The following is a 15,827-nucleotide window of genomic DNA, read 5'->3' on the forward strand; positions in this document are numbered from 1 at the left end:
GTGTGAAAATATGGCAATTTTAAGTGATAAAACTATAAAAAAATATTTGAAAGAAGGCAAAATAGAAATTGAACCACTTTTAGATGAAAAACAAATACAACCATCCTCTGTTGACATGAGATTAGGAGAGGAGTTTAAAGTATTTAAAGTAATTAGAAAACCTTATATTGATCCGAAAGATGAAGAAGATATCGATTCCTATATGGAATCAACAACCGTTAGAAAAGGGGAAGCATTTATAATTCACCCAAACGAATTTGCCTTAGCTACCACTTTAGAGTATGTTAAAGTGCCTGATGACCTTGTTGCAAGAGTAGAAGGTCGTTCAAGCATGGGCAGACTAGGTGTTACAATGCATGTGACTGCAGGTTTTATTGACCCTGGTTTTGAAGGCAACATCACTTTAGAGATATCTAACATCGGCGCAATGCCTGTTGCTTTATACCCCAGTCAAAGAGTATGTCAAATTGTTTTTGAAACAATGACAACGCCTTCTGAATTGCCTTATGGACATCCAGATAGAAATAGTAAATACATGGGTCAAACCCGCCCGGAGAGTAGTAGAGTTAAGCTAGATTATGAATTAAAAAAAGAATAGGAGTTAAATTTTATGAATCATGATAAGATGTCAAACATCAGTGCAAAAAGAGGATTTTTATGGCCTTCTTTTGAGATATACTCTGGAGTATCCGGTTTTACAGATTATGGTCCTCTTGGAGCGAGCCTTAAAAATAATATCATGCAGAAATGGAGAAAACAATACGTTTCAGGTGAAGGATTTTACGAAATCGAAGGCCCTACAGTAATGCCAAAAGAAGTTTTAAAAGCATCAGGACATGTTGATAACTTTACAGACCCAATGTGTAAATGTGAAAGTTGTGGAGAAGTTTACAGAGCAGACCACATTATTGAAGATGCCATTGGAGAAGATGTGGAAAGTTTAGAAAATGAAGAACTTGACCGAATTGTTATTGACAACAACATTACCTGTCCAGATTGTGAAGGAAAATTATCCAAAATTTGGAATTACAATTTAATGTTTAAAACTGAAATTGGTGCAAAAGGAGATAAAGTAGGATACATGAGACCTGAAACTGCACAAGGAATCTTTATTTTATTTAAACGTTTAGAAAGATTTTTCAGAGGAAAATTGCCATTTGGAGCCGTTCAGCTTGGAAAAGCATACAGAAATGAAATTTCACCAAGACAGGGAGTAATTAGGCTTAGAGAATTCACACAAGCAGAAGCGGAAATCTTTTTAAATCCTAAAAATAAAACACATCCTAAATTTTCACAAATTGAAAATGTAGTTTTGCGCTTAAACTCACAAGAAGTTCAGGAAAACAACTTAGAACCTTTGGAAATTACTGCTCGTGAAGCATTAGATAAAGGAATTGTAGCTAATGAAATGTTGATTTATCAATTATATTTAGCCCGTAAATTTTTAACTGAAATTGGTATTCCTGAAGATGTTTTAAGATTCAGACAACATTTAAAGGGAGAAATGGCCCACTATGCACTAGATTGCTGGGACGTTGAAGTTTTTACTGATAAATATGGATGGGTTGAAATAATCGGAATAGCTGATAGAGGAGATTATGATTTATCTTCACACTCTAAATACAGTAATGATGAATTAAATGTATTTATTGAATATGACGAACCTAAAAAAGTTCAAAAAACAATTGTTAAACCTAATTTATCTAAATTCGGACCAATATTTAAAGGAAATTCTCCAAAAATAAAACAAGCAATTGAAGATACGGATGTAGAGGATATTAAAGCTGCAATTGAAAATGAAGGGAAATTTACTGTAGAATTAGATAAAACTTATGAAGTAAGCGAAGATTTGCTCATTTTCGAAGATGTTGAAGAAGAAATAACTGGTGAAAAAATCATTCCCCACGTTATTGAACCCTCATTTGGTATTGATCGTATTACTTATTCTGTTTTATTGCATTCATTTACTGAAACAGAAGGAAAAGATTACTTTAAATTTAATAAATCAATTGCCCCTATCCAACTGGGTATTTACCCACTTCTCAATAAAGAAGGCCTGCGTAAAATAGCTCAGGAGTTAACTGAAACTTTAAGGATGGCCGGTTTTACTGTGGAATATGATGTGAGTGGAACTATTGGTAAAAGATATGCTAGAGCCGATGAAATTGGAATCCCTCTTGCAATTACAGTTGATTTTGATACCTTAGAAGACAATCAAGTGACTGTAAGAGACAGAGACAGTGAAGCTCAAGAAAGAATTCCGATTGATGAGTTAAACGATTACTTAGAAAAATATTATAAATGAGTTTTAACTCATTTATTTTCAATTTTAAAATTTTCATATAGATTATTTGCCCAGTTTATTGAATCGATATTTTTAGAGGTCAATAATCTATTTTGATCAAAAGAACCATCTTCTTTAAAAAGACCTAAAATCATTGATTCGTTTGTAATGATTAACAAGAATGTCTTTTCACTACTGAAAAAAGATAATTTTTCAATTTCTGATTTTTCATCAAAGACTTCAAAAAGACCCAGTGGAGCCATTACTTCGACTTTTTTGTTATTCTTCACCAAATCATTAAGTTTATCGTTGAAATTTTCATGGAAAAATGGCAAAATACATTTAACCTCTTCCGCATCATCCAATGATTTTTCAATGAAGTTATAAATTTTATATGCATCCACACCACCCGATTCAATAAGGCAGACATTGTTAAGCAAATATAACTCAGCAATTGAGTGAATAGGAATCATGCAAACCAGATGTTTATCCAAAATATTAAAGAACTCATTTAACAAAGTAATCAAATTACCTAACTTTAATACTTGCCTTACTTTCAGTTTAGTGGAATTGGATAAAAAATACTTATTGTGCTCTCTGTACACATGTCCTTTTAGCTCTAAATTATGCAAATTACTGGATATCGAACTATAACTTAAGGAAGTGATACTGTTTATGTCTTTCATATTTAAAGGACACTCAAATAATGTTGCCAATATTTTTAATCTAATTATTGAATTTGCAAGGTATTTTACTTCTTCTGAAATCGAATCATAGCTTTTTAAATAGTTTTCATTATTTTCCAAATTAATCACCAACAAGTATTACTTATATCATTATTTTTTATTACTAAAAAATATAAAATCTCCTGAAGTGAGAAAATGTGAAAAAGTGAATTTGCAAACTGAATAAATATCAGATTGGTGCAGTTATGTCCATGATATTTAACAATCTTTCAAAAAAAAAATACAATAAAGATAGTAAAATACCAATGTTGTATATTTTTAGTAATCCATACATCGTTTTTAAATGCGACACTTGGAAAGTAAAATTAATAAACATTATGGTTAAAATATTATATAAAAAGTTTATATTTAAAAATCATAATGCCATAAGTGAATAAAATGATTGATACACATATTCATGCAGATGCTAGAAGTGGAGAAGATTTTAGAGATATGTATCTATCTGGAATAGACAAAGCAATAACATGCAGTTATTATCCTTACAAAATAGAACATGAACTTATTTTATTAAATCATCTAAACAGAATCCTGGAATTAGATACAAAAAGAGCATCTGAACATGGGATTGATTTAAAAGTCGCATTAGGAATTCACCCAACAAATACAAATTTAAATCCTGAAATCATCTTTGAAAACTTATATAAATGGATAGAAAATAAGGATATCGTAGCTATCGGTGAAATCGGTCTTGAAGACTTAACAGATTCAGAAATTGATATTTTTAAAAAGCAGTTAGATATTGCAGATGAAACAAACACCAAAGTGATTATACATACACCAAGAAAAAACAAAGAAGAAGTTTTAAAAGTAATTTTAAATATTGTTCCAGAGCATTTAGATGAAAAAAATGCAGTTATTGACCATGTTAATCAAAAGATTATTGATGATGTTTATGATAACGATTATATGATCGGTTTGACAGTACAGCCTCAAAAAATGGATAAGGAAGAAGCAATATCAATTTTAGATGAATATGGATTTGATAATTTCTTATTAAATAGTGATATGAGCAATAAACCTTCAGATCCGCTTTCAGTACCAAAAACTGTTCGTGAATTAAAAAGGTTAGGTTATAAGGACAGTGAAGTTGAAAAAGTGGCATTCAAAAATGCTCAAAAATATTTTAAGATTTAAGTGAACATTATAAAAAAAATACCTATTCCAATTGCAGGACTTATGCTTGCATTATTTTCACTCGGAAATCTCCTACAGGACATACATCCATATATAAGGCATTTATTTGGATTTTTTGGAGCTATTATATTAGTTTCAATTATTTTGAAAGTTGTTTTATGCCTTGAGGATGTTAAACAAGACTTTAAAAATCCTGTAATTGTAAGCAGTTCTGGAACTTTTTCGATGAGCGTGATGCTTATATCTACATACATTATAAATTTTGTGCCAAGTATTGCATATGCTATCTGGATAATTGGAATTGTATTACATTTAATGCTAATGATTTACTTTACCTATCATTTTATCATATGTAATTTTGATATTTCCACAGTCTATCCAAGCTACTGGATAGTGTTTATTGGAATTACAATGGCCGCCGTCACATCACCTGCCCACAATGCACAACCACACGGATTTATATTTTTCCTAATCGGATTTATATCAATGATATTAACATCTCCCCTTGTAATTTATAGATACTTCATCCATGATGAAATTCCCCCTATGAACAAACCTTTGATATGTATTTTCACGGCATTAATGAGCATATTGATTGTGGGATATTTAAATTCGACAACCAATATTAATACCCCTTTCTTGCTGATTTTATATGGCCTATCCTGTATATTCTACATATTTGCACTTTATAAATTAATAGAATACAGGAATTTGGATTTCTATCCAAGTTTTGCAGCATTTACATTTCCATTTGTCATAAGTGCTCTTGCAACAAAAGGAGTTATAAAAGTGGTTGGTTCAACTACTCCTTTAAATTGTATTTTAACAGCGGAAATTATAATAGCCATAATGATAGTGGCTTATGTCTCAAATAGATATATTGGTTTTTTAAAAAATAGTTAAGTAGAAGTTAATCTACTTAATTTTTATTAATTACTTTTACTTTTTTAGGAGAAATAATAATTAAATTCTTATCATCTGTACGTGAAAGCAATAATGCCTGAGCACCGTATCTAGATCTCATCTGTTTGATTTTATCACCAGCCAATCTAAAATTAGGCGTACTTTCCTTTTCCAAGAAAGACAAATCCAAAATAACAGGATTTTGTTCTTCAATTACCTGATCAACAACATAATTGATATCATCAATTGTTTTCGGCCTAATTAAAACAATTTCATAAAAAGATTGTTCTGGAGTAATTACAAAATCATCAAAATCATCATAAATTGGAGTTGGTTTTGGTTGAGGACGAGGATTATGGGCTTGGGCAGGTCTAGGAGCTTGCCTATAATGTTGTTGTGGATTTTGCCTATACTGTTGTTGAGCATTATTTTGCTGCATGTTCTGGTTTTCTTTAGGTTTTAAAGCATCACGAATTGAATCGAAAATACTGGAACCTTGTTTTTGATTGTTACTATCTGTTTCTTCAAAGCCTAAGCTTCTTTTTAAGTCATCTTTGAAACTCATTTAAATTACTCCTTTAGATATTCAACTATTGCATCTAATAATTTGGAAGCGCCATTATTATAAACATCCTCTGCAGGTAAGTTATATTTGGATTCAAAATATTCAGGACACATATCTAAATCAGCATTTTTAAGATTGATTGAAAGACCAACGACCTTGGTAGGTTCAACTGCCTCAATAGCTTTAATTTCTTCTTCAATTCCTTTAGGTTCTCTGTAGGGATGATTAGGCCTGTGTCCAACAATCACTGCATCAGGAGCAGCCCCTATTAGAATTGCCGCTGATAAACCTCTTGGATGAGGATTTCCGTTTTCAGTTAAACTTGATTGGCCTTCAATGAAAATAATATCCGGTTGTTTTCTATCTTCAACATATTTAATAGCGGATAAAACTGCTGATGGTACATCCATAGCAGATAAGCTTCCTACTCTAAAATTAAAATCAGTGGGTTCCTCCAAACCCATTTCATCAGTAGATATAATTGCTGGATTTAATCTTCTTTCCCTACTTGCTAAACCAAGCATTTTAGTAGTTGTTCTTTTTCCACATTCCTGCGAGGTTCCTCCAACAAAGATTACTGGTGCTTTAGGAGTATAAGATATTTTAGGTAAAACTTCACATGACTTTCTAGGGGCAACACCGGCTATTTTTTTAACAACATCTAATCTTGGACTAATTTCTTTTAAAACAACATTTTTAGCATCAGCAAATTTCTTTAAAGATAGATTTTCCTCAATGGATAATGATCTAAATGAAGTGACTACATTCAATTCTGCGTCAATTGCCTGAACGGCATATTTTAATGCAATGCCTTCAGCACCAATAGGCAACATGATAACTAAGGACTTGGCATTGGGTGCCTCTTTTAAACATTCTTCTAAACTACCAGAGACAATTTGACCGCAAAACTGTTTTCCTTGTTTTTTAACATCATCATCAATGAAACCTACTGTTTCTACGCCTTCAAGGTTAGAGAATTTTTCTCCTCCACCTCCACAACCAACAACAACAAATGGATTTAAATCTTGAATTTCTTTAACTGATTTTACTGAATACAATAATGTCACCCCTATTCTAATAATTTATAACTTATAACTAATAATTAACCATATCAATATTAAATTTTTCAAAAAATAATTTTTAAAAAATGTTATTAGTATTAATATATAGTATTTCACATTAATAAAGTATAATGTTTTTTTGCAAAAAAGTTCATTTATGGGAAATAATCAAAAAAATATTTTAATAAAAAAAATAGCTTTTTTAAATATAATGTTTTTTAATCAACTATAATGCAATAAAATAAATTTATTTACAATTTCAATATTATTTCGTTCAATTGAGTTAAAACAGTTAATTTCAAAATTAGGATTATGCAAAAACCAATATATATTTTTATTAATAAGACTACAAATATAATCATAATGACTAATGAAACCCCCAATAATGATACAAGAAAACCTTATGTTATACTAATTGGAAGTGCATCGGGAATTGGAAAGTCCACCATTGCGGCTGAATTGGCAAAAACATTGAATATCAAACATTTAATCGAAAGTGATTTTATAAGAGCGGTGGTAAGGGGCATTATTGGTAAAGAGTATGCTCCAGCACTACATAGCTCATCTTACGATGCCTATAAAAACATTAGAAATAAAAGCAGATACACAAGTTATGACGAATTGGTTTCAGCAGGATTCGACGATCATGCTTCCTATGTCATTCCTGCACTTGAAAAGATTATTCAAAGAGCAATTACTGATTATGATGATATTGTTATTGAAGGAGTTCATCTAGTCCCAGGATTAATAAATATAGAACAATTTAAAGATTACGCTAACATCTACTTTTTTGTATTAAGCTCTGATGAGGAATCGCATAAAGAAAGATTTGTAAAAAGAGCTATTCAGATACACCGAGGTGGAAAACAATTGGATTTCTTTAAAGAAAATAGAATTATTCACAATCACTTACTGCTACAAGCAAAAGCAAATAATGTTCATATAATCAATGCAGAATCAATTGATAAAACTTTAGAAAAAATATTATCAATAATCAACAAATCATGTGCAACAATCAACCTAATCAATACAGTTGAGGAATTAGAAGACGTCATAAATATAATAATCAATGAAAATAGTGGAAGCCTCGAAAAAATTACATATAACATTAAAGGATTTAAAGAACCATTAAGTCGCAACATTCATGTTAATGATAGGACTGCCGCTGAAAGGTTTATTAAAAATATTAATGAAGATGAAAGTAAAAAAGAATATTTGACTGAATTATATAAGCTATCTGAATATAGGAAAACAACAATTTGCGCTTCAAATCAGAAAAAACTCGATGAAATTATAAAAGAATTGAATGAAAAAGGATATGTTTTAAATGGATGATCAAACAATTAATGAAATGGTTATTAAATGTCCCGTGTGCTCCATTGAAGGTGTTGCAAAATCAATAATGAAAGAAATAGAAATACCCCATTTTGGAAAAGTCATGGAAACAACAATAAAGTGCCCTTCATGTGGATTTAAACACTCTGACATTATAACTTTGGAACAAAATGACCCTGCAAAATATATTCTTGAAATAAATAAGAATAATTTATCAATTAGAGTAGTTAGATCACAATCTGCTACTGTAATTATTCCTGAAATTGGCATTAAAGTTGAACCCGGTCCAAAGTCCGAAGGTTATGTAACTAATGTTGAAGGAGTGCTTACTCGCTTTGAAAGTGCGGTTAAAAAAGCTTTGAATCTATTTGAAGATGATGAATCTCAAAAAAACGGATTGGATGTTTTGAATCATATTAAAGAGCTTAAAGATGGAAATGAAAATGCTACTTTAATAATGCTTGACCCATTTGGACAAAGCAATATTGTAAGTGACAATGTTGAGATTTTAGAAATTCCTGAAGATGAATTGCGTGAATTAAAAACAGGTTTCAGCTACATTGAAGATACTTGATTGAAATTAAAAACAAAACAGCACATATTTTTTATGGTATCCTGAAAAAATGAAAAAATCAATATGGGCAAATATTGTTCTGTGATTAAATATATTTTGTCAAAGTCATATTGCCACTTTCAAAAACTTGGAGGATTTCATTAAACAAAAAACTGTTTTCGGATATGGAGGCATTTTTATAATTTAACGCCAATAAACCGCCTATCGTGAAATAAATTAAGTACGATATCAATCAAAAATCACTAAAGTTTAAAAGAGCCAAAATTATTTATAGCATCACCTAAATAAACGATTAATGTTTAAACTAATTTATTTTTTAAATTAACTTTAAGTGATTAATATGGTAAATCTTGATAAAAATTTCATTTATGGAGTAGTAATCTGTTTAGCTTTTGCTATTCCATCATGGATGTTAGGAAATGCATTCCCCATCATAGGTGGGCCTATCATAGCGATTATTCTTGGAATGATTATATCCCTATTATGGAATGATAAAGGAGAAATTTCCACAGGAATCAATTTTACTTCCAAATATATTCTCCAGACAGCTATTGTCTTTTTAGGTTTCGGATTAAATTTAAATGTTATTGTAGCTACTGGGTTACAGTCACTTCCAATTATTATTGGAACCATCCTAATAGCTTTAATTGTAACAATCATTATGAAAAGATTAATGAATATGGATTATAATACTGCAGTATTAGTTGGTGTGGGATCATCTATTTGTGGAGGTTCAGCTATTGCAGCAGCTGCTCCTGTTATTGGCGCAGATGATGAGGAAGTTGCTCAGTCAATTTCTATAATATTCTTTTTTAATGTTCTAGCTGCGATAATATTTCCAATGCTGGGAAAAATGTTAGGTTTTTCAACAACAAACGGAGAAGCATTTGGCATATTTTCTGGAACAGCGATTAATGATACCTCTTCCGTTACGGCAGCCGCAGCTACATGGGATAACATGTGGGGTCTTGGAACCCAAACTTTAGACAAAGCAGTTACTGTGAAATTAACCAGAACATTATCAATCATTCCAATAACATTAATTCTCTCATTATTACAAGCTAGAAATACGAAAAATGAAGGAGAATCATTTAGTTTAAGAAATGCATTTCCCATGTTTATTGCATATTTCATCATTGCATCAATTATAACAACTATTGCGATAAGTTTTGGTGCAGATGCAAATCTGTTCATGCCGCTTAAAGAATTAAGTAAATTCTTTATTGTAATGGCAATGTTAGCTATCGGATTAAACAGCGATATTATAAAACTTGTTAAAACTGGCGGAAAACCATTAATTCTTGGTGCAACCTGTTGGATAGCCATTACTGCTGTAAGTCTATTCTCCCAACATCTTATGGGACTTTGGTAAAATAAGTAAAAAAATATAAAATAATGTAATTAAGAAAATATCTCAAATTACATCTTTTCAGTTGATGAAAGAATTATTCTTCATCTTCTTCTTCATCATTATCTAATGAAAAACTAGCAAATGTGTCTTCTTCAACAACATCTTTTAATTTTAATGTTTTTTGCACATCCATAGCTAATGCATTACAATCTGCTTTAATAGCTTCTAAATGTAACAAAATTCTTTCTTTTTCTTGGTTAATTCTTTCAATGTTTGTGTATGGGTAAGTGGACTCTTTAAGCATTTCATACTCAACTGTAGTGTATGGGTAATCATTTAATTGTTTACATACATTTTTTAGAACTTCACCTAAGAATTTATTCATTTCAACTTTTACTCTTTCTCTAATCATTTTGTCGTCGTCTAAATTTTCTTTCATTAAACGTACAACTTCTGCTTTAGCGAAAGGTAATTTTTCATCATCTTCTTCAATGAATTCTTCAGAATTTTCTTCAATTTTTTCTTCTTCAGACATCATTACACCTCTTTTGAGTTTTTAAAATATTGAGTCGATCATCAATTTTTAATTAAAAATTACTCTTACATCAATATCTAATCAATTATTTATTAAAAGTATTATATAAACATTTTGATTAAATTGTAAAATCGAAGCATTATTTGAGTATTTATTAATATAACATATAAAATAATTTATCATGAAATTAATAATTATAATACTTGAAAAATTTTAAAAACTCCTTTCAAAAAAAATAAAAAAGTAGTGGAAATACTACTTTAATTCATCGTTTTTTAAATATATTTTCACTTAAAAATATTATTGAAACCACACAAGAAACAAGCAACAGGAAAAATGGGTTAGCTGTTGGATGTAATTTAAAGTTACTGATCTTATTTTCAGGAATTCTGACATTTTTGACTTTAGATTTATTATGTATTACTTTTGAAGTTTTTTTAACTATCTTAACAGCAGCAATGTCTTTATTGTTAGACAAATCATAATCAAAACTATCACTTGTCACTGAAACCGTATTTTTAACAACACCTGTGCCTGTTGCAATAGCTTTAATACTTAAACTAGCAGATTCTCCATATCTTAAGTAATTAATAGTCCAAACATTAGTGAATTTATTAAAATTGCCTTTGCTAACTTTAAATGATTTTAATCTTAACAGATCATCTAAAATTTCATTTATTTTAATATTATAAGCAGCATCTGGACCATTATTAACAACTTCAATTACATAAGTGATTATTTCACCAATAACGTATTTATATTTAGAAGCTATTTTAGTAATGGATAAATCACTTGCTTGCGGAACAGATATTTCTTTATCTGCTTTATTATTGTTCAAATCCGGATCAAACTCATCGCTTGACAAATTTACAGTATTTTTAATTAATCCAGTAGCAATTACTTTACATCTAATAGTTAATTGTTTACTTTCTCCAGTTTTTAATGTGTTAACATGCCAATTACCATCGTTATAGTTTTCATCATCACTTGATTTTATAAATTCCAATTGTTTAGGCAATCTATCAAATACAACAACATTTGATGCGTCATTTGGACCATTATTTGAAATTATCAAGGTCCATGTGATTAAATCACCATAATTTGGATTAATATTATCCACCAATTTCTCAATACTCAAATCAGCAACAGGACGAACATTAATTTGAGCATCATCATAATTATTTGATTCATCCCAATCATATTCATAGGATACTGCCTGTGCATTATTGACTGTTAATCCTAAATCATTAGCTATGCAGGTTATATTTAAATATTCACACCCTCCAGCATTTAAATTACCAATATTCCAAATTCCATCAATATACTTTCCTTTTGTTGAATTATAATCAGCAAAGATTAGTGTTTCAGGCAAAATATCTGATAGTTCCACTTCACTTGCATTATCAGGGCCATTATTTTTAACTGTTATCATCCAAGTTATTGATTGGCCAAATAATGGATAGACATTGTTTACATTTTGAATTACTTCAATATCTACAGCTGGAGAAACCTTTATTGATTCATTGGCCTTATTGTTTGTAGAGTTGGGATCATATTCAGTAGCATTAATTTCGACAAGATTAGTAATCACACCGGTTTTATTTACACGGCAAATAATTTCCAATGTTTGCATCTCCCTTTTTTCAAGACAACACACAAACCACAAATCATTATCATAAACCCCTTTCGTAGCTGTTGAATTAAGAATTATTAAACCATCAGGCATTATTTCTGATACTTTAACGCCTGTGGCCTTATTAGGACCATTATTTGACACAATTATTGTCCATTTAACCAAGTCATTATAGTTGGGATTAGTATTGTTGACTAATTTTATAATATTTACATCAGCAGATGGTTTTACTTCAATGCTTTCATTAGCTTGATTATTGCTTAAATTATAATCAAATTCCAGAGAAGTGACATTTACATCATTGATGATAATGCCTGTTCTATTTACCTGACAGATTATATTAACTTCATATTCTTCGCCAATGTCCAAAACATCTATATTCAATACTCCAGTTTGAGGATCATAATCACCTGAGGAGTCATCTTCAACCCAGATTAATGAGTTTGAAAGCGCTTCATAAACTTTAATATCATGTGCAATATTCGGACCGTTGTTTTTAACTGTAATTGTCCATGTGATTAAATCGCCATTTTTTGGTTTCTCTTCATCTACAGTTTTTGTAATTTCCAAATCCGCCGCAGGATTAACCGTTATGGATTCATTGTCCTGATTATTAGCTAAATTTGGATCATATTCATTTCCGCAGATATATGCAAAGTTTGTGTAGTTACCTGTTGCATTCACTTTACAAATTATATCAATAGACATTGACTCTCCAATGGCTAAATCTCCAAGTTCTATCATGTCCTCTGTGAGAGATAATGTAGAATTGAGAGGAATGAATCCTTCAGGCAATATATCAGTTATTTTAACGCCAGTTGCATTGTTAGGCCCGTTATTTTTAATTGTTAATGTCCATTTAACAATATCCATATAGTCCACATTAGAGGCATTTACTGATTTTACAATTGATAAATCAGAAGCAGAACTGATTTTAACCATTTCACTATCCTCATTATTTGATAAGTCATAATCAAATTCCCGAGCAGAAGCGTTTACAGTGTTTTTAACAACCCCAGTATCATTAATTAATGTGATAACATTAAATACAATCTCTTCATTTACTTTGAGAGATTCTATTTTCCATGTTAATTTATTTGAATCATAATTAATTGGAATTAAAGTAGATGGAATCACATCACAAACCAAAATATCATGAGCGACATCCGGACCATTATTTCTAATTAAAATTGTCCAGTTTACTAAGTCATGATAATTAGGGACAGTATTGTTAACTGATTTTACTACCTGAATATCAGATGCAGGGTTAACTGTTATTAATCGTTCATCAAAATTATTGTCCAAATTAGTATCGAACTCAATGGCAGTTATATTGACCTTGTTTGTGATTTCGCCAGTTTTATTAATAATGGTTAAAATATTAAATGATACTTTTTCACCAACATCCAAAGTAGAAATGTTTAAAATTCCAGTTTTAGGATCATATAGTCCATCACTTGTATCACTTACATAAATTAAACCTACTGACAATAATTCCGATGCAACAACACCTGTTGCATTATTTGGGCCGTTATTTGTAATGTTTATACACCATACAACAATGTCTTCAAAATTGTATACAGCTTTATCTGAAGTGATTTTAATTTGATTATCCACCTTTGGATAAACAGTGAATGTGGTAGTGTTGGTTATTGACTTATAATAAGTGTCTTCATAATGTTTTGCTGAAACATAATATTTTCCGGGTTTTAAATTATCCAAATTGACATTAATTTCACCCAAATAATTTGTATTTCCATCACAATTATAAACAACTGTTCCATCTTCATGTTTGATTGTTAATAAAACACGAATATTATACTCACGACTATCCTGATATAGTTCACCTGTATTTGTAGCACCATAAACAGGATATTGTCCATCTACCGTGATGTTCACAGTATCTGCCGCATTATAAATCGCATTAGACACTGCCAAATTATCAAATTTAGCAATATTATTTCCCCCAATCAGAATTACTTTTATTTTTTCGCCATCCCCATAGCAAATATCTTTACTGAAAATAGGCAACTGGTAAACCCATGCTTGATTTTGGTACAATTCATTATTTTCCAAAGTGAGTTTTTCGCCCATCTCATCATAATAAATTGCACTACCGTTTCTTGCTATATTAAATTTAAATGAATTATTTTTAATAGAAGCATATGAGCTATTAATATAAATTGCTCCACCCAATCCATCATCCAACTTATCCACATCAGGAACAGCTTCATTTGAATTGAATGAAGATGCTACAATTAAAGTATTTTTACCTTTAATATAAACAGCACCACCATCAATATTGGCCTTATTAAATTTAAAGATTGAACTCTTAATTGCAACATCTTCAGCTTCGATATTAACGGCACCGCCATATTTTGTTACATGATTATTTTTGAAATCTGAATTGTTGATTAATATATTCAAACCTTTTGCTTGGATAGCTCCGCCAACTGGTGCAGAATTTCCATCGAAACTACAATCTAGAATGTTTAATTTCATATAATCAAACAGAAATCCTGTTGAGATTGCACCACCATACAATCTATTTGCAGTATTTCCAATGAATGTACAGTTTACAATAGCTCCTGATGCGTGAAATGTTAATGCTCCTCCCTGATCTGCACTATTATTAATAAAAATGCATTTAACATAGGAAGAACCATCACGAACACATCCGGCTCCTCCGTGGGAATGAGATCCCAGACTAATAGCCCTATTATTTTTGAAAATACAGTTAATTACTTTAACATTTGAATCAGGTAAATCCAAACCTACTTGTATTGCACCACCAAAGCAATCTTGTTTTGCTTTTATCCAATTATCCTCAAAAAGACAATTTTTAATTACCGAATTCCTACCATAAACCGAAAGCGCACCAGAGTAGGAGTAATTTTCAAAATTTTCATTATACCCAGTGTTTCGTCTAAATTGACAATTATCAACAATGGTTCCTGAAGTAATATCTAAATCTGCAACTGTAAAAAGCGCACCTCCCTTATTAGCATGGTTATCTTCAAAAATACAATTTTCAACATGGACATTCTTTGATTTTATGTATATGGCAGACCCATACTTGGCGTTACCATTTATAAATTTTATATTTTTAAAAATACTTCCCTCACCTTTTACTTTTACATGAAAAGCGCGGGACAAATGTTTTCCATCTAGTATGGCAGTTTTATCCGCTGTCAGTGTGAGTTTTTTTGAAATTACAATTTGTTCACCATTAGAATAATACTTTCCAGATAACTTTATTGTATCACCTGCTTTTGCCGAATCAATTGCCTCCTGTATGCTCTTATAAGTATTCTTTTTTGGTTTAATCGTTGATTTTAAAATATCTTGAGAATCTACCTCCAAAATTTCATCTTGAGAATTTTCTAGTTTTACCGTATTATCAGAGTCTACTCCCATTCCATCAACAGTATCATTTAACTCCAATGCATATGAGTTTTCAACATTTAACCCAAATGCAATAAACATTAAACTAATAATACTAAGAGCAAATAGGAAATTTCTTCCAATAATAATCTTTCCATTATTTTTTAACATTATAAATCACCTTTGAGGACGATTATAAATACTATTAATTAACAAAAAGCTATTATCTAGCAATTAAACTTCTTATTTTGAGTTTAGATTTAAAAACAATAATTTTAAGGATAAAATTTAAAAACAATCCCAAATCAGTAGGATAATTTAA

General features: G+C 30.3%; 12 protein-coding genes. 7 read left to right on the top strand and 5 right to left on the bottom strand.

All coding sequences use genetic code 11. The features are described from left to right. Positions 1 to 10 precede the first annotated feature (10 nt). Positions 11 to 598 (top strand): dCTP deaminase, encoded by a 588-nt coding sequence (gene dcd, locus Q9968_RS01070; RefSeq protein WP_305512622.1) that lies wholly within the window; start codon positions 11 to 13, stop codon positions 596 to 598. A 12-nt stretch (positions 599 to 610) separates the two neighbouring features. Next, the gene (glyS, locus tag Q9968_RS01075) at positions 611 to 2,305 is read left to right on the top strand and encodes a glycine--tRNA ligase (RefSeq protein ID WP_305512624.1); all 1,695 of its coding nucleotides are present in this window, start codon (positions 611 to 613) and stop codon (positions 2,303 to 2,305) included. An 8-nt stretch (positions 2,306 to 2,313) separates the two neighbouring features. On the opposite strand, the gene Q9968_RS01080 is transcribed toward glyS, so the two are convergent. Next, positions 2,314 to 3,099 (bottom strand): transcriptional regulator FilR1 domain-containing protein, encoded by a 786-nt coding sequence (locus tag Q9968_RS01080; RefSeq protein WP_305512625.1) that lies wholly within the window; start codon positions 3,097 to 3,099, stop codon positions 2,314 to 2,316. Positions 3,100 to 3,408: 309 nt separating this feature from the next. Between Q9968_RS01080 and Q9968_RS01085 the strand changes: the two genes are divergently transcribed. Continuing rightward, positions 3,409 to 4,164, top strand: a complete 756-nt coding sequence (locus tag Q9968_RS01085; protein ID WP_305512627.1) for a TatD family hydrolase — start codon at positions 3,409 to 3,411, stop codon at positions 4,162 to 4,164. Then, positions 4,165 to 5,067 carry a TDT family transporter gene (locus Q9968_RS01090; RefSeq protein WP_305512629.1) on the top strand — a complete coding sequence of 301 codons (903 nt, stop codon included), beginning with the start codon at positions 4,165 to 4,167 and terminating at the stop codon, positions 5,065 to 5,067. A 16-nt stretch (positions 5,068 to 5,083) separates the two neighbouring features. Here Q9968_RS01090 and sepF read toward each other — a convergent pair whose 3' ends face one another. Further along, positions 5,084 to 5,632, bottom strand: coding sequence for a cell division protein SepF (sepF, locus tag Q9968_RS01095; protein WP_305512630.1), 549 nt, complete (start codon positions 5,630 to 5,632; stop codon positions 5,084 to 5,086). Between the two features lie 5 nt (positions 5,633 to 5,637). Beyond that, positions 5,638 to 6,690: a DUF1611 domain-containing protein gene (locus Q9968_RS01100; protein ID WP_305512632.1), complete on the bottom strand. Its 1,053-nt coding sequence runs from the start codon at positions 6,688 to 6,690 to the stop codon at positions 5,638 to 5,640. A 366-nt stretch (positions 6,691 to 7,056) separates the two neighbouring features. Here Q9968_RS01100 and Q9968_RS01105 point away from each other — a divergent pair, with 366 nt between their 5' ends. From Q9968_RS01105 to Q9968_RS01115, 3 genes are all read left to right on the top strand, one after another. Continuing rightward, entirely contained in the window at positions 7,057 to 8,028 is a 972-nt protein-coding gene (locus Q9968_RS01105; RefSeq protein WP_305512633.1) for a 3H domain-containing protein, read from the top strand. Further along, entirely contained in the window at positions 8,021 to 8,602 is a 582-nt protein-coding gene (locus Q9968_RS01110; RefSeq protein ID WP_305512635.1) for a ZPR1 zinc finger domain-containing protein, read from the top strand. Before Q9968_RS01105 ends, Q9968_RS01110 begins: the two co-directional genes overlap by 8 nt. Before the next feature lie 340 nt (positions 8,603 to 8,942). Beyond that, entirely contained in the window at positions 8,943 to 9,974 is a 1,032-nt protein-coding gene (locus tag Q9968_RS01115) for a YeiH family protein (protein ID WP_305512636.1), read from the top strand. A gap of 73 nt (positions 9,975 to 10,047) precedes the next feature. On the opposite strand, the gene Q9968_RS01120 is transcribed toward Q9968_RS01115, so the two are convergent. Both Q9968_RS01120 and Q9968_RS01125 read right to left on the bottom strand, forming a co-directional pair. Beyond that, positions 10,048 to 10,488, bottom strand: a complete 441-nt coding sequence (locus tag Q9968_RS01120; RefSeq protein WP_305512724.1) for a hypothetical protein — start codon at positions 10,486 to 10,488, stop codon at positions 10,048 to 10,050. A gap of 265 nt (positions 10,489 to 10,753) precedes the next feature. Beyond that, positions 10,754 to 15,676 carry a hypothetical protein gene (locus Q9968_RS01125; protein ID WP_305512638.1) on the bottom strand — a complete coding sequence of 1,641 codons (4,923 nt, stop codon included), beginning with the start codon at positions 15,674 to 15,676 and terminating at the stop codon, positions 10,754 to 10,756. Positions 15,677 to 15,827: the final 151 nt, after the last annotated feature.

The organism is Methanobrevibacter sp. V14 (assembly GCF_963082475.1).
GTDB lineage: Archaea > Methanobacteriota > Methanobacteria > Methanobacteriales > Methanobacteriaceae > Methanocatella.

What these genes read in the sequence shown, in the direction of transcription:
- glyS (WP_305512624.1), top strand. Translation starts at nt 611, where the DNA reads ATGAATCATGATAAGATGTCAAACATCAGTGCAAAAAGAGGATTTTTA.
- Q9968_RS01110 (WP_305512635.1), top strand. Translation starts at nt 8,021, where the DNA reads ATGGATGATCAAACAATTAATGAAATGGTTATTAAATGTCCCGTGTGC.
- sepF (WP_305512630.1), bottom strand. Translation starts at nt 5,632, where the DNA reads ATGAGTTTCAAAGATGACTTAAAAAGAAGCTTAGGCTTTGAAGAAACA.
- dcd (WP_305512622.1), top strand. Translation starts at nt 11, where the DNA reads ATGGCAATTTTAAGTGATAAAACTATAAAAAAATATTTGAAAGAAGGC.
- Q9968_RS01125 (WP_305512638.1), bottom strand. Translation starts at nt 15,676, where the DNA reads ATGTTAAAAAATAATGGAAAGATTATTATTGGAAGAAATTTCCTATTT.
- Q9968_RS01115 (WP_305512636.1), top strand. Translation starts at nt 8,943, where the DNA reads ATGGTAAATCTTGATAAAAATTTCATTTATGGAGTAGTAATCTGTTTA.
- Q9968_RS01120 (WP_305512724.1), bottom strand. Translation starts at nt 10,488, where the DNA reads ATGTCTGAAGAAGAAAAAATTGAAGAAAATTCTGAAGAATTCATTGAA.
- Q9968_RS01085 (WP_305512627.1), top strand. Translation starts at nt 3,409, where the DNA reads ATGATTGATACACATATTCATGCAGATGCTAGAAGTGGAGAAGATTTT.
- Q9968_RS01105 (WP_305512633.1), top strand. Translation starts at nt 7,057, where the DNA reads ATGACTAATGAAACCCCCAATAATGATACAAGAAAACCTTATGTTATA.